The 26,681-nt window shown below is 58.7% G+C and carries 15 protein-coding genes and 1 tRNA gene (1 of these 16 only partly in view); 7 read left to right on the forward strand and 9 right to left on the reverse strand.

Annotation, left to right across the window (positions count from 1 at the left end):
• Positions 1–274 precede the first annotated feature (274 nt).
• On the forward strand, positions 275–3,604 hold the full coding sequence (locus tag Pan189_RS11910; RefSeq protein WP_145364126.1) for a DEAD/DEAH box helicase: 3,330 nt from the start codon (positions 275–277) through the stop codon (positions 3,602–3,604).
• A gap of 118 nt (positions 3,605–3,722) precedes the next feature.
• Here the strand turns inward: Pan189_RS11910 and Pan189_RS11915 are convergent, their stop codons facing one another.
• From Pan189_RS11915 to Pan189_RS11935, 5 genes are all read right to left on the reverse strand, one after another.
• The gene (locus tag Pan189_RS11915) at positions 3,723–7,157 is read right to left on the reverse strand and encodes an AsmA family protein (protein ID WP_145364127.1); all 3,435 of its coding nucleotides are present in this window, start codon (positions 7,155–7,157) and stop codon (positions 3,723–3,725) included.
• Complete coding sequence (locus Pan189_RS11920; protein WP_145364128.1) at positions 7,154–8,422, reverse strand: ArnT family glycosyltransferase; 1,269 nt, start codon at positions 8,420–8,422, stop codon at positions 7,154–7,156. The genes Pan189_RS11915 and Pan189_RS11920 overlap by 4 nt, the downstream gene beginning before the upstream one ends.
• Before the next feature lie 140 nt (positions 8,423–8,562).
• On the reverse strand, positions 8,563–9,021 hold the full coding sequence (locus tag Pan189_RS11925; protein ID WP_145366173.1) for an RpiB/LacA/LacB family sugar-phosphate isomerase: 459 nt from the start codon (positions 9,019–9,021) through the stop codon (positions 8,563–8,565).
• Positions 9,022–9,182: 161 nt separating this feature from the next.
• Complete coding sequence (locus Pan189_RS11930; protein ID WP_145364129.1) at positions 9,183–9,977, reverse strand: MBL fold metallo-hydrolase; 795 nt, start codon at positions 9,975–9,977, stop codon at positions 9,183–9,185.
• Positions 9,978–10,659: 682 nt separating this feature from the next.
• Complete coding sequence (locus tag Pan189_RS11935) at positions 10,660–10,857, reverse strand: hypothetical protein (protein WP_145364130.1); 198 nt, start codon at positions 10,855–10,857, stop codon at positions 10,660–10,662.
• A 335-nt stretch (positions 10,858–11,192) separates the two neighbouring features.
• Here Pan189_RS11935 and Pan189_RS11940 point away from each other — a divergent pair, with 335 nt between their 5' ends.
• The 3 genes from Pan189_RS11940 (at position 11,193) to hemG (ending at position 14,544) form a co-directional block, all read left to right on the forward strand.
• On the forward strand, positions 11,193–11,969 hold the full coding sequence (locus Pan189_RS11940; protein WP_145364131.1) for a uroporphyrinogen-III synthase: 777 nt from the start codon (positions 11,193–11,195) through the stop codon (positions 11,967–11,969).
• Between the two features lie 62 nt (positions 11,970–12,031).
• Positions 12,032–13,093, forward strand: coding sequence for a uroporphyrinogen decarboxylase (gene hemE, locus Pan189_RS11945; protein ID WP_310820375.1), 1,062 nt, complete (start codon positions 12,032–12,034; stop codon positions 13,091–13,093).
• A gap of 17 nt (positions 13,094–13,110) precedes the next feature.
• Positions 13,111–14,544 carry a protoporphyrinogen oxidase gene (gene hemG / locus Pan189_RS11950; RefSeq protein WP_145364132.1) on the forward strand — a complete coding sequence of 478 codons (1,434 nt, stop codon included), beginning with the start codon at positions 13,111–13,113 and terminating at the stop codon, positions 14,542–14,544.
• A gap of 29 nt (positions 14,545–14,573) precedes the next feature.
• On the opposite strand, the gene rny is transcribed toward hemG, so the two are convergent.
• Complete coding sequence (gene rny, locus Pan189_RS11955; RefSeq protein ID WP_145364133.1) at positions 14,574–16,115, reverse strand: ribonuclease Y; 1,542 nt, start codon at positions 16,113–16,115, stop codon at positions 14,574–14,576.
• 819 nt (positions 16,116–16,934) lie between these two features.
• Here rny and tilS point away from each other — a divergent pair.
• The 3 genes from tilS (at position 16,935) to rimK (ending at position 21,270) form a co-directional block, all read left to right on the forward strand.
• Complete coding sequence (tilS, locus tag Pan189_RS11965) at positions 16,935–17,936, forward strand: tRNA lysidine(34) synthetase TilS (protein ID WP_145364135.1); 1,002 nt, start codon at positions 16,935–16,937, stop codon at positions 17,934–17,936.
• A gap of 173 nt (positions 17,937–18,109) precedes the next feature.
• Complete coding sequence (locus Pan189_RS11970) at positions 18,110–19,819, forward strand: MFS transporter (RefSeq protein ID WP_310820376.1); 1,710 nt, start codon at positions 18,110–18,112, stop codon at positions 19,817–19,819.
• Positions 19,820–20,394: 575 nt separating this feature from the next.
• Positions 20,395–21,270: a 30S ribosomal protein S6--L-glutamate ligase gene (gene rimK, locus Pan189_RS11975; protein WP_145364136.1), complete on the forward strand. Its 876-nt coding sequence runs from the start codon at positions 20,395–20,397 to the stop codon at positions 21,268–21,270.
• Between the two features lie 5 nt (positions 21,271–21,275).
• Here rimK and Pan189_RS11980 read toward each other — a convergent pair whose 3' ends face one another.
• The 3 genes from Pan189_RS11980 to Pan189_RS11990 all read right to left on the reverse strand — a co-directional run.
• Complete coding sequence (locus Pan189_RS11980) at positions 21,276–21,749, reverse strand: response regulator (RefSeq protein ID WP_145364137.1); 474 nt, start codon at positions 21,747–21,749, stop codon at positions 21,276–21,278.
• Positions 21,750–21,933: 184 nt separating this feature from the next.
• A tRNA-Gly gene (locus tag Pan189_RS11985) sits at positions 21,934–22,004 on the reverse strand.
• Positions 22,005–22,161: 157 nt separating this feature from the next.
• Positions 22,162–26,681, reverse strand: partial view of an outer membrane protein assembly factor BamB family protein gene (locus Pan189_RS11990; protein WP_145364138.1) — the 3' portion only. It continues 58 nt past the right edge of the window; only the last 4,520 of its 4,578 coding nucleotides appear in the window; its start codon lies beyond the right edge, outside the window; its stop codon occupies positions 22,162–22,164.

Consider the following 26,681-nt stretch of genomic DNA (forward strand, 5'->3'; position numbering starts at 1 on the left):
GCGGACGGCGGGGGGAACCGGTTCCGCGACGCTGAAACCAGCACGCAGCGCTTGACATCCTCGAAGCCGCGATCAGGATGGGGGACTTGGCGCGCCGGGATCACTCGGCGTCAGCCGACTTTCGCACACCCTGTTTCTCGGTGGTCGTACCAACCGCGTCCAATACCGATCGAAGCCTGAATCGCTTCGAAGAAACAAATCCTTGGTGTCGCGGACGAATCCCGACCGCACGGACCGCACTCATTTCCCGGGACCTTCCCGCCGACTCGCCTCAATGACACTCGCGGAACTTCTCGAAAAACAATTTCGGGCCGACCTCCGATTTCGGGGGGAAGCGTACGTCAAGACTGAACGGGTCGCGGTGCGCCGCGTCAAACCCGATCAGGTCGAAATCACAGTGCGCGACGGCGAAGATCACTTCGTCCAGTTGGACCGCACCGGCGGCAAATTGAAGCAGCACTGCACCTGTCCGCAATTTCAAAAGCTGGGGCTATGTAAGCACGTTTGGGCAGCGATCGTGATGGTCGATGCCGAAAAATTGCTGACGGCTGACCCAAGGGCCGGACACGTCCCCCCCTTCGCCGCCGAGCCGGAAGAACCGGCTTACTTCCTGCCAGAAGAAGATGAGGACGAGGATTACAGTTCGATCCCTGCCTCCGCATTAATGCGGGAAGGGGCAGGCGAGACTTCGACCGGGACTGTCGTTCGCAAGCCGAAGCTCAAAGGCTGGGAACGAAAGTTCGTCGGGCTGATCGAAGAGTTCGAGCGGCCCGGCGGTTCTCGCGGTTCCGATTCGCGCGAGCGCGAAATCTTTTATGAGATCGACGAGGAAGCGACCCGCAAAGAGCAACTTCTTGTTCTGCAAATTTCCCAGCGGCAGCGACGGGTCAACGGCCAGTGGGGCAAACTCAAAGCCCTGCGGATGCGTCCGGGCGAAATGAATCAGCTGGAACATGAAGACGATCGCACGATCTTGTCCTACCTGTTCGGCGGCACGCCCGATCGCTCGGATTGGGCCGCGCAGCGAACGGAATCGACCGCGGCGACGTCGAAGTTTCACGTGCCGCACGAGTTGAGCGTGCGACTGCTTCCCATGATTTGCCGCACCGGCCGACTCCGCTTCGCAGGGGCGTCCGAGAAGGGTCCCACTCTCTCGTGGGACGACAATCAACCTTGGGAATTGACCGTCAAAGTCGAACGGTCGGCCGATGAGGACGAGTGGTTGCTCGGCGGCGAACTCGTACGTCAGGATGCGATCCGCTCGATCTCCGATGTCCGGGTGTTGATCCCCGGTGGATTGGTAATCGACGACGATAAAATCGCCATGCTGCGTGACTTTGAAGCGTTCGCGTGGGCGAAACTTCTTAATTCTGACGAAAAGGTAACCGTTCCCGACGGCGAGGAAGTCGCGCTGGTCGATCGGCTGCTCGATATGCCCGTTCTACCGCGACTCGATCTGCCCGAGGAATTGCACCTCAAAGAAGAGCGGGTCAAGCCTCGCCGGCAACTCACGGTTCGATCTCCCGGCGGCCCGGGGCCGCGCACCGATCGCCTTCTGGCCGCAGTCGAGTTCGTTTACGACGGGGCCGTTATCTCCGGCACAAGTGACCGCTGGGCGATCGTGCAGCGCGAAAATGGTCGTTGTCTCGTGAGAGATGATGAGGTCGAATCGACCGCGTGGAATGAAGTCCTCGATGCGGGATTCCGTCGCCGACTCGACCATGGCGAGCAGGATGCGAATGTCGAAATCCTGTCGCGGGAATTGGGCAGTGCCGTCCGGAAGCTGGTCGAGATCAATTGGAATGTTCGAGCCGAAGGCAAGCCGGTCGCCAAGCCGTCGGAACTGTCGTTCCGCGTGGCCTCGGGCATCGACTGGTTCGAACTTCATGCCGACGTCGATTTCGACGGACGAACCGCGCAGTTCCCGGAAATTTTGGCGGCCTTGGCCCGCGGCGACAGCACCGTGCGGCTAGACGACGGGTCGCTCGGAATTATCCCGGAAGCCTGGGCGGCGCAATTCGGGCTGCTGGCGGGAATCGGCGTCGCGCACGAAGATCACGTTCGCTTTTCTGCCAATCAGGTCGCGCTGCTCGATACGCTGCTTAGTCGGCAGGATTCGGTGGCCTATGACGATACCTTCCAATCTCTCAGCGACACATTCCGAAACTTCGACGGAATTAAGGCAGTCACAGAGCCGTCCGGCTTCGGCGGAGAACTGCGGCCCTATCAGCGGGATGGTCTGAGCTGGCTGACATTCTTGGAGCAATTTCAACTCGGCGGCTGCCTGGCCGACGACATGGGTTTGGGAAAAACAGTGCAACTGCTGGCTCACTTGGAAGCCCGCCGCCGCACTAAGGAGAAAAGCAAAGAAAAGCTGCCCCGACCGTCGATCGTCGTCGTTCCCAAATCACTCTTGTTTAACTGGTTGCAGGAAGCGGAGCGATTCACGCCGGACATGCAGACGCTCGAATACACCGGCAGCGATCGTCACGATCTGGTTGAAGAATTTGCGGCGACCGACCTCGTCGTCACGACCTACGGCACACTTCGCCGCGACATCATGCGGCTTAAAGATTTCGACTTCGACTATGTGGTGCTCGATGAAGCCCAAACAATTAAGAATTCGAATTCTCAAATTGCGAAGGCGTCTCGCCTCTTAAAATCTCGACACCGACTCGCACTGAGCGGCACGCCGATCGAAAACCATCTGGGCGATCTCTGGTCGATCTTCGAGTTCTTGAATCCGGGCATGCTCGGACGCAGCCGATTGTTTAAATCGAACACTGCTGACGAAGCCGACGCGAAATCACGGGAATTATTGGCTCGCGCACTGAAGCCGTTTATTCTTCGGCGAACGAAATCGCAAGTTGCCCGCGATCTGCCTGAAAAATCAGAGCAGGTTCTCACCTGCGATATGGGACCCGAACAGCAAACGATCTACAACGATTTGCGCGAACACTATCGCGCGTCGCTGCTCGGTCGAGTCAAAAAAGACGGTCTTTCGAAGTCTCGAATGCACGTTCTTGAAGCGTTGCTTCGGTTGCGGCAGGCGGCATGTCACCCCTCGCTTCTAGGCGAAGGTGACCCGTCGCAGGAATCGGCGAAAATTGACCTGCTGATGCCAAAGCTCGAGGAACTGATCGACGAAGGGCACAAAGCGCTGATCTTCTCGCAGTTCACCAGCATGCTCAGCGTCGTGCGGCATCACCTCGACGAGCGCGGCTTTAAATATGAATATCTCGACGGCCAGACGCGCGACCGCGAAGCCCGGGTTAAACGTTTTCAGGATGATCCTACGACTCCACTATTCTTAATCAGCCTCAAGGCCGGCGGCCTCGGATTGAACCTGACCGCGGCCGATTACGTGTTTCTTTTGGATCCGTGGTGGAACCCCGCCGTTGAATCTCAGGCGATCGACCGCGCTCACCGACTCGGTCAGCAGCGACGCGTTTTCGCTTATCGCTTAATCGTCCGCGGGACGGTCGAAGAGAAAATAGCGGCGTTGCAGAATCAAAAGCGAGAGCTGGCCGAGGCGCTGCTCGAAGAAAAACGAGGCGGACTTGGCGACCTCACCCTCGACGATATCGACCTGCTGCTGTCTTAATTTTCGACACAACGAGCGCCCCCCTACAAGCCCGCAGCGCAAGCAAGGGATACCGTCGTAAGCCTCGCCACGCTCTTTCAGAAATGAGCGTGCCGCACAAATCAACAGGCGAGGGCTTCTAGCGGCGACGGCTCCCCGAATTCGACGAGGGGCGACCGTCTAGCGCATTACGCAGCCGCCGCATTGCGGTGTCGAGTGCGGGGGCCGCGACGACCCGAGCGGTCGGCGTTTCGACCTGCCCGCGTACTTGAATTCCGACCCACCCATTGGTGGCGCTCCGCATGAGCGTGTCAATAATCGGGATTGTCACTCGGCTCCGCGGCAACGTTGAAAAGAAGTCGAGCTTCAACTGTTCCTCGTATGTTGCCGTTCCGCGCCCGCGAAAGCTGACCGCGTCGCCGACCATGTCGATCTTGTCAAAAATAAATTTTTCGTCGTCCATCCGGAAATCAAAGAATGCGTAATTAAATGCCGTGCGGTCCGGTTTGGCAAAGTTCAAAACGTTGAAGAGTTGGGCGAAGACCGGCAATTCGTAAAGTGCGGCCGGACTTATTTTGACCTGACCACGGCCGACCATGCCTCGCTCAAGCAGCGCTTCTCCACGGACATTGGTCCATCCATTCATGACGCCTTCGAGGTTTTGTGCGCCGGAGAGGTATTCCGCCGCGTATTTCTCGAGCCGACCGCCGGAAACCTCCGTGCGGACTTGATAGGGATAGTTGTTGATCGCCTCCAACTTCGCATCAACCGTCACGACACCGCCGATAAATTCGCCGGCAATCCGTTCCGAAGTGGGGACGGAAGCAGGACGACGAGCAGAGAAGAGCTTGGGACTACCGGCGATGAAAACACCATCGGCATATCGGAACGGACCGCGGCAATTCTTAATAACGTGCTCCAGCGAGGTGACCTTACGCAGTTCGACTGCGCCGACGACGTCGGCATCCGACCCGTCATAAGTTCCCCGGCAACGGACCCGACCGGAAGCATTCAACAAGTCGATTCCGGCCGTAAAGTCGGTCCCCTCGAAATCAGAAACGAAATCCCATGCCGCAGTGACCGGACCATCCGCCTGTTCGGTCCCGCGCAGCTCGAGAAAATCGAACGTCAGGTCGATCACTCCTCGCGGATTAAGCGAATCAATTAAATCTTTCAAAGTCGGTGCGATCGCCCTGCGAAAGCGAGCCCCGGCAACAAACCCGTCGATCGATAATTGGTTAAACCTCAGTCGCCAGGTGTCGTCACGTTCTGCGACAACACTACCATGGCCGGTCAATCGTGCGTCGTCGTGCCAGCCGACAAACTCACTCACGCTTATCTTATCGTCGGCATACGAGAGCGATGCTTGAATTTGTTCGATCTCGTAGGGGAATTCGCGATGCAAAATACGTCCGTCGGTAAGGCGAACGGAATCGAGCTCGACTATGGGATCTGTGCCCGGTTGCCAACTCACTTTTCCGGCCACATCGACCCATCCACTGGGTCGTAGAACATCCCAGCGTTCCTTCAGGAACTGTGGAATCGCCGCCCTTAAATCACGGTCGAGGGCCATATGGTCGGCCCAAACCTCTAAATTCAGTAAGTCGGTACCGTCAGATTTGACCATGCTGCCCTTGCCCCGAATCACGGTCGGACCGTGACGCCCCGACACGTTGGCAAACGCCCAATTGTCTGTGACGGAGTCGAATCGCACATGCCCCTTGATTTCTTCGACCCGATAGGGGAAATGCTCGAAATTTGCGGAAGCCGACTGCATTGCAATATCGAGCACCCACTGTAGCGGCGCCTTGTTGATCGGCGGGCGATAGTAACGCAAACGAACATCACCGCGACCTGCCAAGCCGAGAGAAGTTAACGTCTTACGGACTTCAGGATTACAGGCGTCGTAAACCTGCTGCGTCAGTGCGGCCGAATTGGCATCGATCTGAATCGCCGCCTCTACCGGCTTTCCGACGTTGAGCACAACACCTTTTAACTTTAATCGTGTCGACCCGCCTTTGCCCTCGAAATCCAAATCGAGTCGATCTTTGCCCCGTTGCGTCATCGTCCCTCGAATATCCGTAACCGGATGCGGGAAGGGCTCGGGCAACGCAGTCATCCCCTTGGCGGTTCCCACGAAGTTTTGAGCCTTCCACAAACCCTGCGACGTTTTAATGAGGTCAACTCGGAAGTCAGCCAGACCGTCGGGTCGAATCTTCTCCAGGAGATTTCGGAGTTTCCGGGGCGTCCGGCGAACTTGATCGGGTCCGAATCGCACATCGGTTCCGGAAACCACGAGGTGACCGTGACTGTCGCCATATCGATACTCACCATTAACGTCGACAATGGCGTCGCCATCTCGACCTGTTAAATTTTTCACCGTGATGCCGCCGTTGTCGGCAACAATTTGTCCGGTTAAGCGTTCCAAAGAAATCGGCAACATTGGGTTATTAATCAGACCATCTTTAAGGTCGGCAAGGACGCGATACCCGACCGGCCCGCCTGATGTCGTTTGACCGACTTCAAAATTGACGCCCAGCTTGACTGCAACGCCGAAGTCAGGCGTCTTCCGAACCCCAACAGAGTCCGGCGACGATTGCTCGAAACGCTGCTCAGATTGATCGCCGACGGGTCGCTGCATCAAGTCTTCAACTGTTGGCGCGGAATCGTCAGTTAAGGTTGACGACCCATACGACTCGGCATCCGAAATAAACGCGTTCGCATCCTCGGAACGGCTGACCGTCCGGAAGGGCATCTGATGCGAGCTTGCCTTGGGTTCGTAAGTTTCGCCTTCGACGTATTGGACACCGTCCGGGTTAATTTGTTTGGTGATGCCGTCCACCCGCTCCTGAATATTGCCGGAACTGGCCAGCAGGAATCCGGCCAACTCGCCCGACGTATCGACGCCGTCAATGTTTCCGCTGAGATTCCATGTTCGTCGTTCAAAGTCGAATCGCCCCGTGACTCGGCACTGCGACCCGCCTTCGATGTTCGTCAATCCTTGAAGCACGTACTGCTTTTTGCCGTCCGGGATGAGCTGCAGGTTCGCTCCCGAAATCCGCAACGACAGCGGTTCGCTATCCCCGGGCTGCTCCAAATTCACGGTGATGACGGCATCTTCAATCAGCCACTCCGGGCTCGCCCGATCCGCGTGCTGCAGTTTGGGCGGAAACAGGTCGGAGATCGTCCATTGCCCCGCGATCGAACGAGTCAGATTGATTTGCGGACTGATGACTTTAATTCGGCGAACGTCGACTCGGCGATGCTCAATTAATTCGTCTCGATCGATCGAAATCAGCAATTCGGGGATTTGCACGATCGGCATCGCATCAGATGACGACTGCGACAGCGTCAGGCTTCGCAACGTGATCGAGCTCTGCCAGTCAAAATGAGCGGCATCGAGATCAATGACGACCTCGGGAAAGATTTCTGATAGGCCGCTCCGCGCTTCGGCCAGCAACATGTTGTCAAAGCGCGACCGAAACCAAGCGAACCCGATCGCCGCGGCGATCGCGCCGAACACGACAAGAATGACCATCCAGCGAAAGGTCCGGCGGAGGAAAGTCGCGTTCATGAGACTGACTCCGCACGAGACGCAAGGGTCATCCGAGATCGGTCGATGGCCGCGAGCATGCCGGCCGCAGAGAGGATCAACAGCGGATATTCAGCCGGTACGCGGTAGCGCAACGACCCGACGAAAACCAAATGGACCGCAGCGAAGAACAAGACGGGAAGTAGCGACACGGCTAGCGTTGCAATGCGTTTCCGCATCAACCAGGCACCGAGACCGGCTGCCAGCATTACGATCGATTCGAACAACCCGACCGTGACGGCAACCAGCGGGTGGCCGACCTCACTCGCCGCGGGCCATGGGCGCCAAAATCGCAATTGCTTCGCAACCGCCAGCGTGGCGGTCCTGAGTGGGTGGGACTTTGCGTACTCGACTGCCCGCTTCCGATAGGCCTGATCGACCTCGTACTCGCTCATCTGTGCGGAGAGCCGGTCCCGATCGAAAAACCGCATGTCGCTCGCGCCCGTTGCCTCGGGGTTGAGGCCATCATAGAGGCTCGGTCCGGCCCACAGGGTCGTCGGGACGATTCGCCCGCCCGTGACAATCCAATTTCGCCAAATCCAAGGTGCAAAGAGCGAACTGAACCCGACAAATGAGGCGACGACAGCACCGTAGGTCTTCTTGCGGCCGAAGCCGTTCACGATCGCCAGAACCGCCACCATTCCGATGACGGGGAACCAAGTTGGCCGCGCAAACGTCGCCGCGGCATGAGTAAAGCCGGCCAGCAGGCCATTCCAAAGACAGATGAGAGTCGACGCATCGGATTTGATCGACCGGATCAGGTCGAGCGAGAAGCCGACCGCGAAGATCATGAAGAAGGCAAACAGTGTTTCCGACAGAATTAAAACCGTTTGCCCAATGAACAGCGGTGAGATGGCCGCCAGCCCCGTTGCGGCCAAAGCCGTTCTGCGATCAACGACTTTCAGAGCCAGCCAATACAGCCCACCGACGGCCGCCGTACCGACGAAGGCCAACAGCACGCGAGCGAACAGAATCGAGTCACCCGCGATGGAGCGCGACAGAGCCAACAAGAGCGGAAACCCCGGCATACGATGTACACGCCGCGGCGGATCGTAAATCGCGTAGTCTGAACCGTTTACGATAGCACCGCCGAGTCGCCAATAGCCGTCGGCATCCCCGGCGACGAGGAATTGTCGGCCTTCCGTTTGCGAAACGACGGCATCGACCGCGACCGCTGCCACAAGCCGGAGCGTGAGCGCGACGAGGAGGAGGACGCAGAGCGGTCCGTGTGCGAGAAGACGGCGCATATCTGAACATTCGGCCCGAGGAGGGGCCGGAATCGTAGAATCCGCCGCGACCTACGGTCAATACGGCATCTCTGCGTGAGCAGAACCCAACGCCTTGAGACGTTGCGGCAACCGGCACAGACCAGATACCCATCCGAGCATCAGACGGTGGATCGCGCCGCAACCTCCGGAACCTGATCGAGCTTCTCAATCCGGGTCGCGTGACGTCCGCCTTCGAATTGGGTCGAAAGCCACTGATCGATGGCGGCGAGGACGGTTTCCTGATCGATCATTCGCTGGCCGATCGAAATCATGTTCGCATCGTTATGCTGCCGCGCTAGGACCGCTGTCTCGATATTCCAAACCAACGCGCAACGGATGCCACGAACACGGTTGGCCGCCATCGCTTCGCCGTTCCCCGAGCCCCCCAGAACCACTCCGCGCTCACATTCGCCGCTCGCGACCGCGACTGCCGCGGGGAAAATAAAGTCGGGATAATCGACCGGCTCGCTGGAGTCAGTGCCGAAATCCACCAACTCATACCCGAGTTCTTCGAGGTGCTTGGTGATCAAGAGTTTGTACTCAAAGCCCGCGTGGTCCGAGGCGATTGCTATTTTCATGCGGTCACTTGGCGGAGACGGCTCGTCGGATGGGATTTCGTCAGGGATGCTCATGGCCAGAAGCCATGATTCGAGTAGATCAACGCTTATCTGACTCTGACTGCCGGAAATCTGCAAGAAGAGAATCGCCAGAAATCAGTTCGCACACTGACTCGGCACGATTAAAAAGCGATTCGGAGACCGTCGTAGGCCAGTTCGACCCCATTTGGTAAGCGACGATTTGTTTCCTCGTGCTCCATCTCGGCAGAGATATGGGTGAGAAACGCACGCCGAGGGCTGACCCGTTCGATCACTTCCAGTGCTTGATCGATCGTGAAATGCGTGGGGTGAGGTCGATCACGCAACGCGCCGAGCACGAGCGTGTCGAGCCCTTCCAACAGCGGCCAAGACTGCTCGGGAATCTCACTGACGTCGGTGCAGAAGGCGACATCGCCGAAGCGAAACCCCAGCACCGGAAGCCGTCCGTGCAGCAGCCGAATCGGTTGTACGGACACGCCGAGCAACTCGAAGGGTTCCAACGCGACCCGGCGGAAGGCGAACTTCGGAATGGCAAATCGGTGAGCCGGTGGCGTGTCCGCGCTAAAAGCGTAGTTGAACGACTGTCGGATTTGCTCCTCAACCGGTTCCTCACAAAGCAGCTCGACGGGAGCCTCGAGTTTGAAGCCGCAAATCCGAAGGTCGTCGAGGCCAAAAATGTGGTCGGCGTGAGAATGGGTGAAAAGCGCCGCATGGACGATTGGAATCCGCTCTCTCGTCAATTGGATGCGAAGTTCCGGCGGGGTATCGACGACAAAGTTTCCGTAGGGTGCCGGGACGAACACGCTCGTGCGAGTCCGATTGTTCTTCGGATTGTCCGATAGGCACGCGTCGGTTTCACAACCGATCGCCGGTGTCCCCACGCTCGAACCGCTGCCAAGTACGATCAGTTCTCGCTTCATAGCTTGAGCGAATTCCATTTGGAAGTAGCGGGTTCCGCCGACGTTGCTGAAAAGCCGACGTTAATGAAATGTCAGTCGGTGCGATTCGTTGCGATGGGGTGAGCATAGGGGGAGGAGCCTTGAAGACAACCGATCGGCCACTCCGTGTGTTCGCCGGTGTCGGGGACTCTCGAGATCACTAATCGACGGACCCAGTTCGGGTATTGCCCGCCAATCGGCTTCAGCCATGGCCTTGCAGGGAAATCGCCTAAAGTACGAACAACCAGTGCCCGCTATTTCGGCGGCATTGGCATCGCCCATTTCTCACGGGACGCTTGGCAACGGCGCAACCGCTTACAAATTATTGCTTTAAGAATTTCGCACTGCGTTGAGGCGGACTGGCACACATTCTGCATTACCTACAAACGTCGTCGAAAGGCGACCACTCAATTCGACTTGCGTGAACCGGCCGGAAGCATAGCCGGTCCGTCTCTGTGTGGGAGCGGTACCGGGCGAGCGCCTATGCTTCCGGTCGTTTTTTGCGCTCGTGAGAGCTGGCGAAGAACGCGTCGACGATCATTGCCGCGATTAGATGGTCTTTAGACCTCGCGCGGCAGCGGGCGAACCTCTGGCGTGAACCGAGATTTTTTTCGGGCCGGTTTTGAAGCGGCACAAAGCGAGTGCCGCAACTGCGTCGATCTCGGCCTTCTCAACCGGCGCGCTACTCGATCACTTCGCGGGCGTTGGTCCGGTAGCGGTGGTCGATCTCGTAGAGCCAGCGGCCATCAACGATGACCCGACCCGTCAGTTCATAGGCGCCGGGAGCCAGGGAAAGTGGCAGGCCCGTCCCGATCTCCCAGACCGGGAGATAGCGTGCGGTTTCGAATCGCTGGGACGCGATAGCTTCAGTCTGTGGCATGAGCGGTACCTCCCGATGAGCGAGCGATGCCAAGCGGGAGCGAAAGAAGGGATGAAGAGATTGTCAGCCGGCGGGAACAAGATTTGTGCCGCCAGTTCAATATTGCACGAAAATCGACCTTCCGTGCCCGAATCTGAAGCCGATCCTCCGAAGGATCAGAATTTCCCAATGCGTCAGAGCGGTTTGTAGGCCGCAAGACCCGCATTGATGCGACAACCGGAACCGGTCTCGATAAAATAATTTCGCAGACCCGCCAAGAGCATCGACGGCCCGGTTCAGCGAAAGGTCATTCTTTGTTTCGAATTTGCAGCTTCGAAAGCCGCCGCGCGTCCGATATGCAACGTTTGATCGAGCGATTTGGCGGCGTAGCGACCGTCGCGCCGTCGATGAGGGAGATCCCGCTCGAACAAAATGACGAGGCGCTCGCATTCGGGGAACGACTCTTCGCGGGTGAGATTGACGCGGTCATCTTCCTTACCGGGGTCGGCGCTCGGGCGCTGGTCGATGCGCTGTCGACCCGATATGCAACTGAGGACGTGCTGTCCCAGTTTCGCCGGACGACCTTGATCGTCCGCGGTCCGAAGCCGACGGCCGTGCTCAAACAATGGAAGCTCGACATCGCCCACCGCGCGCCGGAACCGAACACGTGGCGGGAGCTGATTGAGACACTTCGCCGAGAGACTGACCTCTCTGGCAAGACCGTCGCTGTGCAGGAATACGGCCGCCCCAACGAGCAGTTCTACCAAGAATTGAGGGCGCTCGGAGCGACGGTCATCGCAGCCCCCGTCTATCGCTGGGCTCTGCCGGAAGATACGGCGCCGCTCGAAGCCGCCGTGCGGTCCGCGACGGATGGCGATTTCGACGCCCTGCTTTTCACGAGCGCGAACCAAGTCGACAACTGCCTCGAAATTGCCGATCGAACCGTCGGCAAAGATCGATTTATCACGGCTGTAAAGCAGAGTGCGGTTTGCTCGATCGGACCGACGTGCTCAGAAGCGCTCGTCTCGGTCGGCCTAATGCCCGATGTCGAGGCATCGCCGCCGAAAATGGGTCAGCTCGTCCGTGCGGCGTTCGAGTGCCTTGCCAACAGGGCTGAGGAAAGCCGAAGCTGAGTCCAACGCAACTTTGTTGCGGACCAACTTTTTTAGACGCACATTCTTCTGAAACGCCAACTGTGACGACGCCAGAACTTGATGCCAGCCGATTCATGAAAGCGGTCCGCCGGGAACCGGTCGACACGACCCCGCTGTGGATCATGCGTCAGGCCGGACGCTATCTGCCCGAGTATCAGCAGATCCGTAAGGGGAAGACGTTCCTCGAATTTTGTAAGAACCCCGACCTGGCCGCCGAAGCAACCCTCTCTGCACGTGAGGTCCTCGGCGTCGATGCGGCAATCCTGTTCGCGGACCTGCCCACCATCCTGGAACCGCTGGGCTTCGGACTCGACTATCAACCCGGCCCGGTCATCGACAATCCATTTCGGATCGGGTCGACGATCGATGACGTGCGGGAACTCGAAGATGTCGGTGAGATGGGCTATGTCTTCGATACGGTCCGGAAAGTCCGCAAGGGACTGCCTGACGATATCCCCCTGATCGGCTTTGCCGGCTCGCCGTTCACACTCGCTTCGTACGCGATCGAGGGAAGCGGATCCAAACATTACATTCACGTTAAGACGTTGATGTATTCGGCTCCTGAATTGTGGCACGAGTTCTCATCGCGTTTAGCCCGAGCGATCACGAAGTACCTGATCGCTCAATTAAACGCCGGTTGCCAATGCGTGCAATTATTCGACAGTTGGGCCGGTTGTCTCGGCCCGAACGACTATCGCGAGTTCGTGTTGCCGCATCTGAAATCGGTTATTGAACAGGTATCGCCGCACGGCCCGGTGATTAACTTCCTGACCGGGAATCCGGCGCTGTTGCCGCTTTGCGCCGAAGCTGGCGGCGAGGTCATCGGACTCGATTGGCGCGTCGACCTCGCCGACGGCTGGAAGATGGTCGGACACGACAGGGCGGTGCAGGGGAACCTCGAACCGGTCGTGCTGTTCGCGGAGCTGCCGACAATCGAAGCGCGGGCGAAAGCGGTGCTCGATGCTGCCGCCGGTCGGCCGGGACATATTTTTAATCTCGGCCACGGGGTGATGCCGGGGATGAATCCCGACCACGTTAAAGCGCTCGTCGAGATCGTGCATGAGCACGGATCGAAAACAAACGCCGCCTCAGATTTTGCTTAAGCCTTGGTAATCCTCGTATGACCAATGCAATCGAAGTGCAGCAGCGGCGCCCGCGAGTGGCCGTCGTCGGCGGTGGTCTCGCCGGGCTTGCGGCGGCAAATCGTCTCTGCGAAGGAGCCAGCGGTGTTCGACCGGAGGTCACGCTATTTGAAGCGGGCGATCGACTAGGCGGCGTCATCAAGACAGAGCACGACGCCGGATTTCTAATTGAACACGGGCCAGACATGTTCCTGACGAAACCGGCGATCGTTTCGCTGTGCGAACGTCTCGGCTTGGCGGACCGGCTAATTGCGACCAATAGCGAGAATCGGCGATCGCTCGTGCTGAGAAACGGGCGCCCCGTCCCTATTCCCGAGGGATTCTCATTACTTTCGCCCGGCAATCCCTGGGCAATTCTTAAGACACGTCTTTTCTCGCCGCTTGGTAAAATCCGCCTGGGTGCCGAATTCTTTATCCCCGCCCGTCGCGACGATGCGGATGAAAGCCTGAAGTCCTTTGCGACCCGCCGACTCGGGCGGCAGGTGTATGAGCGACTGATCGAGCCCCTCGTCGGAGGCATCTATACGGCTGATCCGGCGAAGCTGAGCCTTAATGCGACCCTCCCCCGATTTGTAGAGATGGAACGCAAGTCAGGAGGACTAATTAAGGCCAAATTGGCCGAGAGAGGGAACGCAACACAATCATCGGCAGCCGGCACCGGTGCCCGCTACGGCATGTTCGCCTCGTTCCCGAATGGTGTTTCGGAATTAATCGGACGACTGGCTGAACAAGTTGCTGACCGGGCGATAATTAAAACGTCGACACCGATCCAAGGAATCGATCACACCGAAGACGGTTATATTATCTCGACCGAAAACGCCCCGGCAGAAACGTTTGATGGCGTCTTAATGGCGGCATCGGCTCAAACAACGGCCAAGCTATTAAGGCAGATCGATGAAAAGACGGCCGATCTGCTCGACGGGATCGAATATGCGTCGAGCGCGGTGGTGGTGACGTGCCATCGACTTGAAGATATCAATAACCCGATGGACGCCTTCGGCCTCGTGATACCATCCTTGGAACACCGCAAACCGCTTGCGATCTCTTACACATCGCGCAAGTTTCCGGGCCGCGCGCCGGAGGGCACGATCCTGCTGCGAACATTTCTTGGCGGCGCAATGCATCCGGAAATCTTAAAGAACAGCAATGAAGAGCTGCTCCACATCACGCTGCACGAACTCGATGCGATTTTCGGATTGCGGGCGGAACCTCTCCTGTCGCGCGTCGTGCGATGGGATCAGGCGATGCCGCAATACAACCTCGGCCACTGCGAACGTGTCGATCAGATTGATCTCAGACTCGCCGACTTCCCGACCCTCGCCGTGGCAGGGAACGCCTATCGCGGCGTGGGGCTGCCCGACGTCGTCGAGAACGCCGAGCAAGCCGCGATGAAGATTCTGAACGCAATTTAAACAGACCGGTCGTAACCCGACATACTGAATCAGCGCGCGAATTCAATGCTTCGAGTCTCACGCAGAACCGAGACTTTAATTTCGCCGGGGTATGTCAGCGTCTGTTCGATCGCATCGGCAATTTCTTTGCTCATCTTCGCGGCCTCGCGATCATTAACGGCGGTCGCGTCGACGACGATTCGAATCTCACGCCCCGCCTGCACCGCGTAGCAGTGGTCGACGCCGGGGAAACCGTTGGCGAGCGCTTCCAACTCTTCGAGTCGGCGAACGTATTTCTCCAAGGTCTCGCGCCGCGCGCCGGGCCGCGCTGCCGAGACCGCATCGGCCGCGGCGACGAGCACGGTGAAGATATACTCCGGCCGAATGTCGTCGTGATGTCCGCGGGCGGCGTGAACGACCTCGTCGCCTTCGCCATATCGCTTCAGAAGTTCGGCACCGACGGCGGGGTGCCCGCCTTCCATCTCGTGATCGGCCGCTTTGCCGATGTCATGTAAGAATCCACAACGGCGGGCCATATCACCGTCGAGTCCGAGTTGCTCGGCCATCAGGCCGGTCAGGTGAGCGACTTCGATCGAGTGCCGCCGCACGTTCTGGCTGTAACTGGTCCGGAACTGCAGTCGCCCCATCAGGTCAAGAATCTTTTCGTGCAGCCCGGTCAGGCCGGCTTCCTGTGAGGCCTCGATTCCCATCTTGCGAATGTGGGCGTCCATTTCTTTCTGCGTCTCTTCGACGACCTCTTCGATCCGCGTCGGGTGAATGCGGCCATCTTCGATTAACTTTTGCAACGCGAGTTTGCCGATCTCCCGGCGGACGCTGTCGAAGGCGGAGACCACCACGACCCCCGGTGTATCGTCGACCACGACATCGACTCCGGTCGCTTTCTCGAAGGCGCGAATGTTTCGCCCCTCGCGACCGATAATGCGGCCTTTCATCTCGTCGCTGGGGATGTCGACCGTTGAGACTGTCGTTTCGGATGTGTGCGGCGCGGCGTAACGCTGGACCGCCATGCCGATGATTTCTCGGGCCTGCTGATCGCATTGCTCTTTAATTTCCGACTGATGCTTCAACAGCAAAGCGCCCGTCTCGTCCCGCAATTGCTTGTCCAGCCGATCCAAGAGCAACTCGGTCGCCTTGGGCTTGTCGAGTTCGCTGATCTTGTGCAGCAGGTCCTGCTCTTCCCGCAGCACGCGATCGAGTTCTTTCTGCCGGCTATCCATCGCCTTGCCGCGATCGGAAATCTTCTTCTGCTGCGTTTCGAGCATCCGTTCTTTTTTGAGGTACGCCTCCTGCGATTCATCAAGCATCGCCTCACGTTTATCGAGGCGTTTCTCCTGTCGGCGGAGCTCGTCGCGATCCTGATCGAGTTCTTTTTCCGCCTCTTCGCGACGCTTCAGCAGAAGCTCTTTGGCCTCAAGCTCTTTCGACTTGAGCAAATTTTGGCCTTCCCGCTCGGCATCGGCGAGAATCGCGTCGCGATCCTTATAGGCAGCCCCGCGACGGAGCCGGTCGAAGAAAAATCCCAGCAAACAGCCCACGACGAGCGCGATGGCGCCGATCACATAATCATTCATCTGCGGCCTCAAACTTCGCCGCGTCGAGCACTGTCCCCGTCAGGGAATACGTCGTGCGGCAAAGGTTAAAATGTTTGGCGGAGGTACTTCAGATGCCGCCGAAGAAAAAGGGCGGAATCCGAATAGATCGTTACCTACCGAACGGCGAGCCGACTGCTGAAGCAGACGCTGCTATTCGGGATGCCCCGGCAAATAGAACCGCGGACCGACGAGAGGTCTCAGGCGAGGGGAGCAGGAATCAGCGGATCGGGACCCGTCCGGCGAAATCGGAATTTCTGCGGGACGAAGCTATCGCAAGCGTCGGCGTCGTAAGTCGATCAGCAGGTTGGTCGGTGATCCAAATTCGAGTTGTCTCGCCGAATCGATTGATCTCAGTGGCGAAGTGGTCCGCAAGGCGATGAGACATCTCACGGTCCTTACTTGGATTTCGCTCTGATCGGTTGTCTGCTGCGTCGACAGTTGCCCAAAATGCCACCAGAAAAGTGACAAGGATGATAAGGAATATCGTGACCATTCGGGCATAGCCGGTTAACTTGCGGAATCCGCGAACACCGTCGCCCCATCGATGATGGCCCAACGCCGGACGACGTTTCATGGTCGACCGGAACACGTTCGCCGGACGGTCGGAAGCCGCGATTGGCTCCGTTCCGTCCGTGGGCAGATGGTATTCGTCGATGCGGAAAGGTTCAATCGACGCGGCCATTCCGCCACATCTTGCAACGAATGAGCGGGGTTTCGTTCGTGTTTTCGACCGGCTTATTCCGAGTACGTGACCGGTGAATTCATTTCCGACCCGCGACATGTCCGAAAATTTCGTCAATGATTGATACCGTTCGCCGGTGCTTAGCCCGGTTCGAACTCTCGCCTCGTCAGTTGCTCGTTGCCGTTTCCGGCGGCCCAGACAGCATCGCGCTGCTGAGGGCACTCGCGGAAATCGCCGCCACAAGTCACGGCGGCGCACCGACTGCCGCGCATGTCGATCATCGACTTCGCTCTGAATCATCCGAGGATGCCGCATGGGTCGCTGACGAATGTCGACGCCTCGGCATCGCGTGCCACATTCGGACGGCGGATGTCCCGCAGGCGATGGCGAGCGAAGCCGGATCGCTTGAGGAGTCGGCCCGCCGACTGCGATATGAGAACCTGACTGCTCTCGCCGATGAACTGGATTTGCCGACGGTCGCCACCGCTCATACACGCAACGATCAGGTCGAGACGATCTTGCATCACATCGTCCGGGGGACCGGTTTGGAGGGGCTCGGCGGAATGCCGGAGATGCGGCCGCTGAATGAGAAGATTCAGTTGCTCCGACCGATGCTGGACGTCAGCAAGGCAGAGGTCCTGCGTTATCTCGAGAGCTGCGAGCAGCAATTTCTCGTCGATTCGACGAATCGCGACGAACGATTCACTCGGAATCGACTGCGTCATCAACTCATCCCGCTCCTGACGCAGCAGTACAATCCGGCAATCGAGGAGAGTTTGTTGCGTCTTGGGCAAACGGCCTCGGAGGCCCAAGCGGCCCTGCGAAGCATCGCGATCGAGAAGTCACGGACCGCGTTGATCATGCGGGAAGCCGATCGCCTTGTCGTTGCGACCGGACCGATCGCCTCGCTACCAAGGCATCTGATTCGCGAGGTATGGGTGGTGTTGTGGAACGAATCGAATTGGCCCCGCGCCGGGATGGGCAAGGCGGAGTGGGAGGCCCTGGCGGACGTGACCGTCGGCAATCGCACCGCCGTTTCGCTCCCCGACCTCGTCGAGGCCCGCCGTCACGTCGACCGAGTCATCGCGATTCGTCGCATTCGCAGTTCCAACGAATGAACTCATCGACGTTTCTGGATTTCAACATGCGGCACGTTTAGACTGCGCTCCGCCATCGGTGTTGATCACGCGTCACCGGAATCGATTCAAGTCGATTCGACGTTTTGAGTCGATTCCAACGGTCCACACAACTTGTTCATCCATCCTTGACCATCCACTGAGGAGACTGCCCCGTGAGCGCCGAAGGGAGCAGCACCGCTGCCGCGAAACCCAGCCACAACCAAGTCCTGTTTTGGGGCTGCTTTATCGCCCTAATTACAACGTCATTCGCGTTCGTCGGGCGATTAAGCCTGTTGAATGTCTGGGCCGCCGAGTTCAGTCTCGATCCGGCCGAGACCGGTCGGCTCGCCGGGATCGGTATCTGGCCGTTCGCGGTCAGCATCATCGGGTTCAGCCTGTTCATCGATCGCATCGGCTACAAGACGGCGATGATCGTCGCCTTCATCGGGCATTTAACGTGGACCGTGATGGCGGTCACCGCCTACTACGTTGAAGACAAAGAAGTCGGTTTCCAGTTGCTCTACTGGGGCAGCCTGATCGTCTCGCTGGCGAATGGATCGGTCGAAGCGTTCATCAATCCGGTCGTCGCGACGATGTTCAGTGATGCCAAAACAAAATGGCTCAACATTTTACACGCGGGCTGGCCGGCCGGACTGGTCGTCACCGGTCTGTTCGTCATGGGGGTGGATGCCTACGACGCCGGTGCTGAGTCGGTCACTCCGTGGGCCGTCAAAGTCGGGGTCATCGGCCTGCCGACCTTAATCTACTTCATCATGCTGATCGGCCAGAGCTTCCCGGAGAGTGAACGAGTCGCCGCTGGCGTCAGTTATCGCGACATGTTGCGAGAATTCGGGATCGGCGGAGCGCTCGTTGTCGGATTCCTGCTCACGCTGCAGTTGATGGACTTCTTCTCGGGCGGAGACACCGCGACATTGGCGTTGTGGCAGAAGCTGATGTTTATCGGCATTGGCGTCGGGGTTGTCGCTGCATTCGGGGCCTATACGCGGTCGATCGGTAATCCGATGTTGCTGTTCCTCATTCTGATCATGATGCCGCTGGCAACGACGGAAATCGGAACAGATGGTTGGATCACCGCGATCATGGAAGGAGCTGCTGAGAACATTCCCGAAGGCGTCCCGTTCCACCCCGCGATGGTTCTGGTTTACACGTCGGCGATCATGCTCGTGCTACGGTTCTTCGCCGGTCCGCTCGTTCACTTGGTCTCGCCACTCGGCCTGCTGGCGATCAGCGCGATTCTGGCGATCGGCGGTCTGACCTGGCTCAGTTCCGCTCAAGCAATCGGGATTCTTGGTGCGGCAACGCTCTACGGCGTGGGTAAAACATTCTTCTGGCCGACAATGCTTGGCGTTGTGTCCGAGCAATGTCCGCGAGGGGGTGCCTTTACGCTCAATGCGATCAGCGGCATCGGAATGCTCGCCGTCGGTACGCTCGGATTCCCTTATATTGGCATCCTGCAGTCGGACGCGCAGAAGAGCGCTCTGGTCGCCTCCGAAGAACTCAACGAAGCATTACCCGGTCTGGTGGAAAACGACAAACTTCAGCCGGTCACGCCGAAGGCGAGCTACGAAGTCCTCAAGTACACGGCAATCGATGATGCCGCTTTGACATCGCTGATCGAGGAAGAGGCCGGCTCCGCGGAAGCAGCGACGGAGTTGAAGGAGAAGGTCAAGAGCGTGCGTGACCGCAGTAATCAGAAGGCACTCTTAACAATGGCTGCCTTCCCGACCTTCATGCTGGTCTGCTATCTGATTCTGGTGATCTACTTCCGGACCAAAGGCGGTTACAAAGCCGAGGTACTAACTCATGATCCCGGCGAGAAAGCCGACGAGTTTGCCGGCGGAGTTGCCGCGGCAGTGGAGTGAATCAGGAACGCTGATTCAACATCCGCCAAGAAATTGCGATCGGCCGCCCGAGTTTTTCTCGGGCGGTTTTTTGTTGGAGCGGCGCTGAATCTATTGAAGCGCTCCCTGTCGGCCGCGGCTAAACATTCGCCACACGCAAAAAAACGACCCCGGCTTCACGTGGAAGCCGGGGTCCGGAATTAGTCTCGTCAAATGCGTCTGTCGTTGCGATGACACGTGGTCGAAGCAATTCGAGTCGCGAGACGAGGAGGTGGCTGTCAGACGGGACAGCCCGCCGGCGGTCCGCTATGCGACACCACCTCGTTGGCAATTAGAATCAGATATCACTCGACCACCTCCTTTCTCAAATCGAACTTGCCCGCTACTGTCGGAGCCAATCTCGACACCTTCACGGGCGGGGCGACCCGTCGTGCTGCGTTCGCACGACCCGACAGGGGAATCCTGACCAATTTCTCGCCGAAGGCAAGCCCCGTTTTCAACTTTTTTAGCGCTGCCTGAACCGGTGTCGCACGATAGGCTCCTCTCGCCCAGTCCTTCGCGACTTGTTTGAATGCCCCCCGGAAGACACCACGTTTATGAAAATCGCGATTCTGTCACGGGATGAGTCGCTCTATTCGACCCGTCGGCTGACCCACGTGGCCGAGCGAAACGGCCACTCCGTCCGGGTCATCGACTATCTTCGCTGCTCGATGGACATCACGTCAAAGCGACCGCGGGTTCTCTATCAGGGCGATGAGCTCAAGCGATTCGACGCGGTCATCCCGCGTATCGGTGTCTCGCAAACATTTTACGGGACTGCCGTCGTGCGGCAGTTCGAAACAATGGGGGTCCGCTCACTAAATTCGTCGACCGCTATCAGTTGCTCGCGAGATAAGCTCCGCTCGATGCAACAGCTCGCCGCGGCCGGCCTCCCGATGCCGACGACCGGCTTCGCTCATCTGACAAAAGACATCGGAGCCCTCATCGATCTAGTCGGCGGGCCGCCGTTGGTCATCAAGTTGTTGGAAGGAACGCAGGGCATCGGTGTGATTCTCGCGGAATCGAGGAATGTGGCCGAAGCCGTCATCGAAGCCTTTCGCGGACTCGATGCGAATATCCTCGTCCAACAATACGTCGCCGAAGCCCACGGGATCGACTACCGCGCTTTGGTCGTCGGAGGTGAAGTCGTTGCTGCGATCGAACGGCGGGCCGAGGCAGGGGGGTTCCGGTCGAATCTGCATCGCGGCGGCAAAGCCCGTCGCATCGATTTGTCGACAGAGATGATCGATGTCGCCGTCAAAGCCGCGGAGGTCAGCGGCTTGAACCTCGCCGGCATCGATCTCCTGCCGTCCGATCGCGGCCCGCTTGTGATGGAGGTCAACTCCTCACCCGGGCTTGAGGGCGTCGAGAAAGCGACTCAGATCAACGTCGCCGGCGAGATCATCGGATTTCTTGAAAGTGATTCCGAATGAGGAGATCACCCCGACTGCTGCGATGAGGCAGCCGGTCCCGGCAGGATCATATCCGCCCGCCAAAAGCGACTGAGTTCCTTGATGACCTCCAAGAACCGGTTCATATCGATCGGCTTGGTGAGGTAACTTTCGACCTTAAGCCGCTCTGATACGATTCTGTCTTCCTCGCTTGTCGATGCCGTCAACACGACGATCGGAATTTGAAGTAAATCAGGGTCCGCCTTAATCTCCTGGAGCACCTCTCGCCCATCCCGCTTCGGGAGTCCGAGGTCGAGCAGAATCAAATCCGGACGGGGCGCGCGGCTGAACTTACCGCGTTGAAAAACGAATTCAATCGCTTCTTCGCCGTTAGGCACCCACGTGATTCGGTGCTGAAGATGGCCCCCGCGCAAGGTCGCCATCGTCAAACGGGCCGCCGTCAAACTGTCTTCGACGAGCAGTATCTCCATCGGCCGGCCGACGGTGCGATCACGCTGCATCGCCCATTCCTTCGCTGGAACCGGACTGAAACCGACCACGTTATTGAGAACGATTCCGAATCACGATCCACCCGCGAACGCGGACGGGTCACTAGAGTTCAGACGTTCCTTCGGTGGGCGGCAGTCTCCAAAACATGTTGCCTCACCGGTTTAGCCTACGCGGAAAAACGCGGGCCAACGGTGAAGCGGGTGAAGGGAATCGAACCCTCGCCTAAAGCTTGGGAAGCTTTCGTTCTACCATTGAACTACACCCGCGCGTCTCGTAGCACGCTAGTCGGGGACGGCGTGTCGGTCAACAGTCGAGCGGACGCTGAAAGGGGGCCGCGGCTGGCGAGGCGAACCGACAGACTAAGCTGCGGGGCTGAACAGACATCTCGAACGGCTTTGCCAATCGAGCAAAGCTTCGCTCGCTCTATTTGAATCGAAGCCGCACACCGGAGCGGAGGCCAAGCAAATCGAGCGAACGATTTTCGGCGTCGGGCCGGAACATCACCAAACGATCGGAGATGATGTTCGACGATTCGGCGAGGACTTCGCCATCGGCCGCGTCGATGACTTCGACCCCCAAAACGACACTGCTGCGCCGCGAACGATTTCGCAGGCGAGATACCGCGATCAGAACCGGCAAATCGAGGTCTGGAACCGAAACGAATGAGGTTTGCGGCAACCGCCGTCGCCAAAGCTCCCGACCCGACTCGGCTTCAAACGCGATCAACAAGCCCTGCACATGACTGACCGGCAAGAACGAATCGTTCACATAATAATGGTCATAAGGCCCGTCTCCTCGCTGCGGCGATTGAATGTTGACATAGAGGTTCGTGCCCTGCCGGAACATACGGAGCGAGGAAGCCTGCTCCGCCTCCTCAACGGCGATCCGAGACTGCCACCGCGGAGTACCGGTCGCGGTATCAAATGACCGCAGCCGACCGTCTTCGGTCAGCAATAGCAGCGTGTCCGCGTTTGAACTGGAGGCCATCAGCAACGTCTCTCTCGCATCGATCGGTTCGTCGATGTCGTTGCAGCCGAACTTCGGATCCCACAGCCGGGCTCGCAGTCCGTCGGGGTTTTTCGCCACATAGAACAGTTTTCGTCCGATCGGTCGGCGCTGCCGACTCAGGTCGATCGGGAGAACGCCATGATCGATCTCATCGCCGGTCGCCGTTGCGTAAACCGTGTATTGGCGGCGATCGGAACCGAACGTCGTCACCGTATGCGAATCGGCCGCTAAACCTGCGTATTGATCGGTCAAGAGTCCCGAGTCGCACTCGCCGCCGCTGCGAACCCACCGGGTCGACCCGTCCGTCGGATCGAGAACTCCCAGTTCGCACCGGGTTTGATAGATGCAAAAATCGGGGCCGAACGCACCGAGGTGCGGTTGCTCCGTAATGCGATCCCCGACCTCGACCGACCACAACGGCCGATCCTGCGGAAGTCCGGCGAGAGAGACGCCCATGATTCGTCCCGCAGTGGCGACCGGCAGCACACCGACGCCCGAGGTGGGACGAAACCGCAACGCCGTTCGAAAGTTCGAGTTGGTTCGAATCCGGCATCGCGTCGCGCCGTCCATCAGGTCAATCACAGCAAGTTCCGGCGCGTGGGCCTCGCCGATGTCGAGAATCTGATAGCGATCGCCGGGGCGAGTTGAAAGCCGACGCCGCTGCGTGCTGAAGACGTTCGAAATGAGTCCTCGCGATTCGTCCCAAAGCAGCGGCTCGATCTCCACGGTGGTGACGCCGGCAAAGAACTTTCGTTCTGCCAGCGCCTGACGTAACGCCGTACGATCAGCATGAGCCAGCCGATCCACGACGCTGCCGCGATTTGTTGGGACTCTCGCAGTCAGCGGTCGTTTAGTCAGCGGTCGTTCGGCAGACACGGTAGCGCTGGCAAATCGGACGGCGCTGACAGGCTCATATTGACGGGGCTCCTCCTCAATGATCGGATCGACTTGCGACAAGAGCCGCGCCGAATGACGACACTCCGAGCGTGCTGCCGCCAAACGCACGCTGAATTCGCGGAAGTGATTCGAGAATTCTTTGGTTGTCGCCATTTGGGCCAACAGACGGTCGCACTCGGCGAGATCATGCCGTGTGAAGGCATTCCGCAATTCCGCCAGAACCGTGTTGCCTGTGACGAGACCGTCGGGATCAAAATGGGTCGAAAAACGCAAGGCAGTCTTTGGCACCACCGCTTGATCGCAAAGCGTCGCGCAGAGGCGCTCAATCGCTGACTCGCCGTCTTGGCCGAACACGGTGCGAATTCGTTCGCCGAAGTAAATTGCGGTCGCGAGATGCGATCGGCGGATATCCCGATCATTCGGATCGAGTCGTAACGAATCGGAACGTTCGACACGAATCAAATCCTCGAGGGATTCAATCGCGAGTGAGAGGTCGCCGCCGGAAATTGCCGCATTCGTGGCGGCCATCGAAATCTCAAGCCGTTCAGCCCTTCCGCTCGACTGAGCCAGTAGCAGTTCTACCTGCCGTGACAGATCCCGCGGCGAAGTGCGAAGTCGACGGAGGCCGACTTCTCGCCGCAGGTGCCGAAGCGATGGGTCCGAAAAAGCCTGCTCTGTTTTGTCGCTGACTGAAAGCGCCTCCTCGGCGAGATCGAATCGATCAAGCGAAAGTGCAATCGCCGCCAACTTGAGACGTTGTTCGTTAGAAGCGGCCTGCGGATCATTCGACGCAAGATTGCTGAACATCACCCCGGCGGGCTCGAACACGTCGAGCCGCCCGGCCGTCGCCGAGACGATTCGGTCGGCTCCGTAAGCGAAATTCCCTAACGTGATCGGCGCGCCCCGAGAAACGACTTCGGCCCCAAACAGCAGTCCGGGCGTTTCAATTGCAACTTCGCGGGTCCGTCCGGTCGAGACATCGATCACCACAATGCCGCCCCGAACGGCCGGCATAATGAATCCGTCTTCACACAACATGCCTCGTCCAGAGGCACGGCCGAGACGCCGTTCCCATAGCGTCGACCCGTCGGCCAGCAACATGCCCCGGCAGCGACGTGCGCCGGCCACGAGCAGCACGCCATCGGAAATGCACAGGAAACGCTCGATATCTTCAGCGGGGACCCGCCAGTGTTCGCGCCCCGAAGTTGCTTCGAGACAAACGATTTCCCGAGTCGACGGCGAAACGGTAATGACGCGGCCGTCCGCAACGGTCATGTTGACAACTGGCGTCTCCGATGCGGAGCGACGACGCGACGAGTGCCCGAATCCGTCTCCGTCCGCTTGATCGTCGAGCGACCGTCCCCAAAGGAGATGGCCCGTAATCGCATCAACGGCAACGACGCGTTCTTTCCCGACGCCGCAAATGACGATCCCTGCTGTGACACTCAGAGAGTTTCCGCACCAGCCGGCTCCGCGTTCGTTCCAGTGCGGACCGTCGCTGTAACCCAAAGGCTGCACACACAAAATCTCACCACTGGCCGCGGACACGACCACGAGATTTTGCTCGCCGGCGACTTCCGCCAAGACAAACAATTGACCGTCCGACACAACCGGCGGGGAGGAGAAATAGCCGTTCAAATTGGCCGCATCGCGGGGAGCCGTCGCGGCAGAGACGGCGACGGCTTTCAGGTCGAGGCTCCAAGCTTCCGATGCGATCTCGGAATCGCTCGCCGACTGTAAATCGACGGCGACAAGACAATTCGGCAAGCTCGCTTTTCGTGGCGGAGTGGCTTCAACGGCATGATCGCTCGCCGAAGCGACAACGAGACTCTTACTACCACTCTCATCGGCGGAGTCGAACAAGAACAGCCGACGACCGTCCGATGCGATACATTCGAAGGCCGACGTGAACTGATCACTTCCCTTTGCGGAAAGGCAAGCAGCACGCTCATGCCGCCAGACCTGTGCTCCCGTTTGGGCACTAATGCCGACGGTTAGCCCGGACCGACTCGTCCAGCAGATGGTGTCACCCACGATGACGAGATTGCACGTGGCCGGCGTCTCGCCCGAGTTTGACCGGCTTCCGCCCCTACCGTATGAGCCGCGAGTAACGTCAGACGCATGGATTGTCAGGCGAGGATCGAGCCAGGGAATCGAACATTGCCGACGACGGCAACGATCGATTTGGACGCTCGACTGCAGCCACTCGTCATCGTTTCTCTCCCTCGGATGAGTCGCCAGCATTCGGCCACGGGCGGCGATCGGATGATTGAACTCGGAGTTTGGTGCGGCAACCGGTCCGGTGAGATTGCCAAAGTTCTGAGGCGGTCCGACTTCAAATTCAGAAATCTCGCCACCGCGCCCGCAACGTTCCATGGCGAGAGAAAATTTGAGATAGGTCGTCGAAGTACATCGATTTCGGTGCGCGGCTTCGTTGACGAGGCGAAGCCACAGCCGAGCCGCCAGATCAAACTCACCTCGGTCGAAGGCGCGACTGGCGAGATGATCGACGACTTCGAACCCCGCAGCCGTCAAGAAATATTCAGCGGCGACTTGTCGCCATCGGCGAACCATCGACGCGTCGTCATCGGTCGCAAGTATTGATTTCGCCTCGGGTTCGGCAAATAACTCGTAGACACCGGGTTTGCTGCGCACGAGCTGAAGCACCATGGCTTCGGCCTGCCGCGAGGCCCCCACGATCGTTTTGTCCGGCCGGCGATCGACGAACGAATCAACGGGACGGCTCAGCAGGTTTTGCAGAACGCGAACCGCATTGACGTCGTTGTCCTGCTGCAAGGCGATCCGCGCTTCGCTGATCGCGAGCACATCCTGCCTCTCAAACACCAACATCGAATCGACCGGCCGGGTCGGCAGCGTGTCGAAAAAAGGTGACCGATCACCGTTTGAGTTGCTCGCCGGTTCAGGCTCCTGCTGCGGCGGGGGGTCGGCACCGAGTTGGCAGATTGCCTCGCTTGCCAAAAGAAAAACGCCCGCCAAGACGGCGAGCGTTACTCTGAGTGGAGCGGTCCCGAAGGTCG

The sequence above is a fragment of the Stratiformator vulcanicus genome, from assembly GCF_007744515.1.
Lineage (GTDB): Bacteria > Planctomycetota > Planctomycetia > Planctomycetales > Planctomycetaceae > Stratiformator > Stratiformator vulcanicus.

Excerpts from the sequence above, each read along its gene's own strand:
- Pan189_RS11920 (WP_145364128.1), bottom strand. The coding sequence starts at position 8,422 with ATGCGCCGTCTTCTCGCACACGGACCGCTCTGCGTCCTCCTCCTCGTC.
- Pan189_RS11980 (WP_145364137.1), bottom strand. The coding sequence starts at position 21,749 with ATGCAGCGTGATCGCACCGTCGGCCGGCCGATGGAGATACTGCTCGTC.
- Pan189_RS11925 (WP_145366173.1), bottom strand. The coding sequence starts at position 9,021 with ATGAAAATAGCAATCGCCTCGGACCACGCGGGCTTTGAGTACAAACTC.
- rimK (WP_145364136.1), top strand. The coding sequence starts at position 20,395 with ATGAAAATCGCGATTCTGTCACGGGATGAGTCGCTCTATTCGACCCGT.
- Pan189_RS11940 (WP_145364131.1), top strand. The coding sequence starts at position 11,193 with ATGCAACGTTTGATCGAGCGATTTGGCGGCGTAGCGACCGTCGCGCCG.
- Pan189_RS11930 (WP_145364129.1), bottom strand. The coding sequence starts at position 9,977 with ATGGAATTCGCTCAAGCTATGAAGCGAGAACTGATCGTACTTGGCAGC.
- Pan189_RS11910 (WP_145364126.1), top strand. The coding sequence starts at position 275 with ATGACACTCGCGGAACTTCTCGAAAAACAATTTCGGGCCGACCTCCGA.
- rny (WP_145364133.1), bottom strand. The coding sequence starts at position 16,115 with ATGAATGATTATGTGATCGGCGCCATCGCGCTCGTCGTGGGCTGTTTG.
- tilS (WP_145364135.1), top strand. The coding sequence starts at position 16,935 with ATGATTGATACCGTTCGCCGGTGCTTAGCCCGGTTCGAACTCTCGCCT.
- hemG (WP_145364132.1), top strand. The coding sequence starts at position 13,111 with ATGACCAATGCAATCGAAGTGCAGCAGCGGCGCCCGCGAGTGGCCGTC.
- Pan189_RS11915 (WP_145364127.1), bottom strand. The coding sequence starts at position 7,157 with ATGAACGCGACTTTCCTCCGCCGGACCTTTCGCTGGATGGTCATTCTT.
- Pan189_RS11935 (WP_145364130.1), bottom strand. The coding sequence starts at position 10,857 with ATGCCACAGACTGAAGCTATCGCGTCCCAGCGATTCGAAACCGCACGC.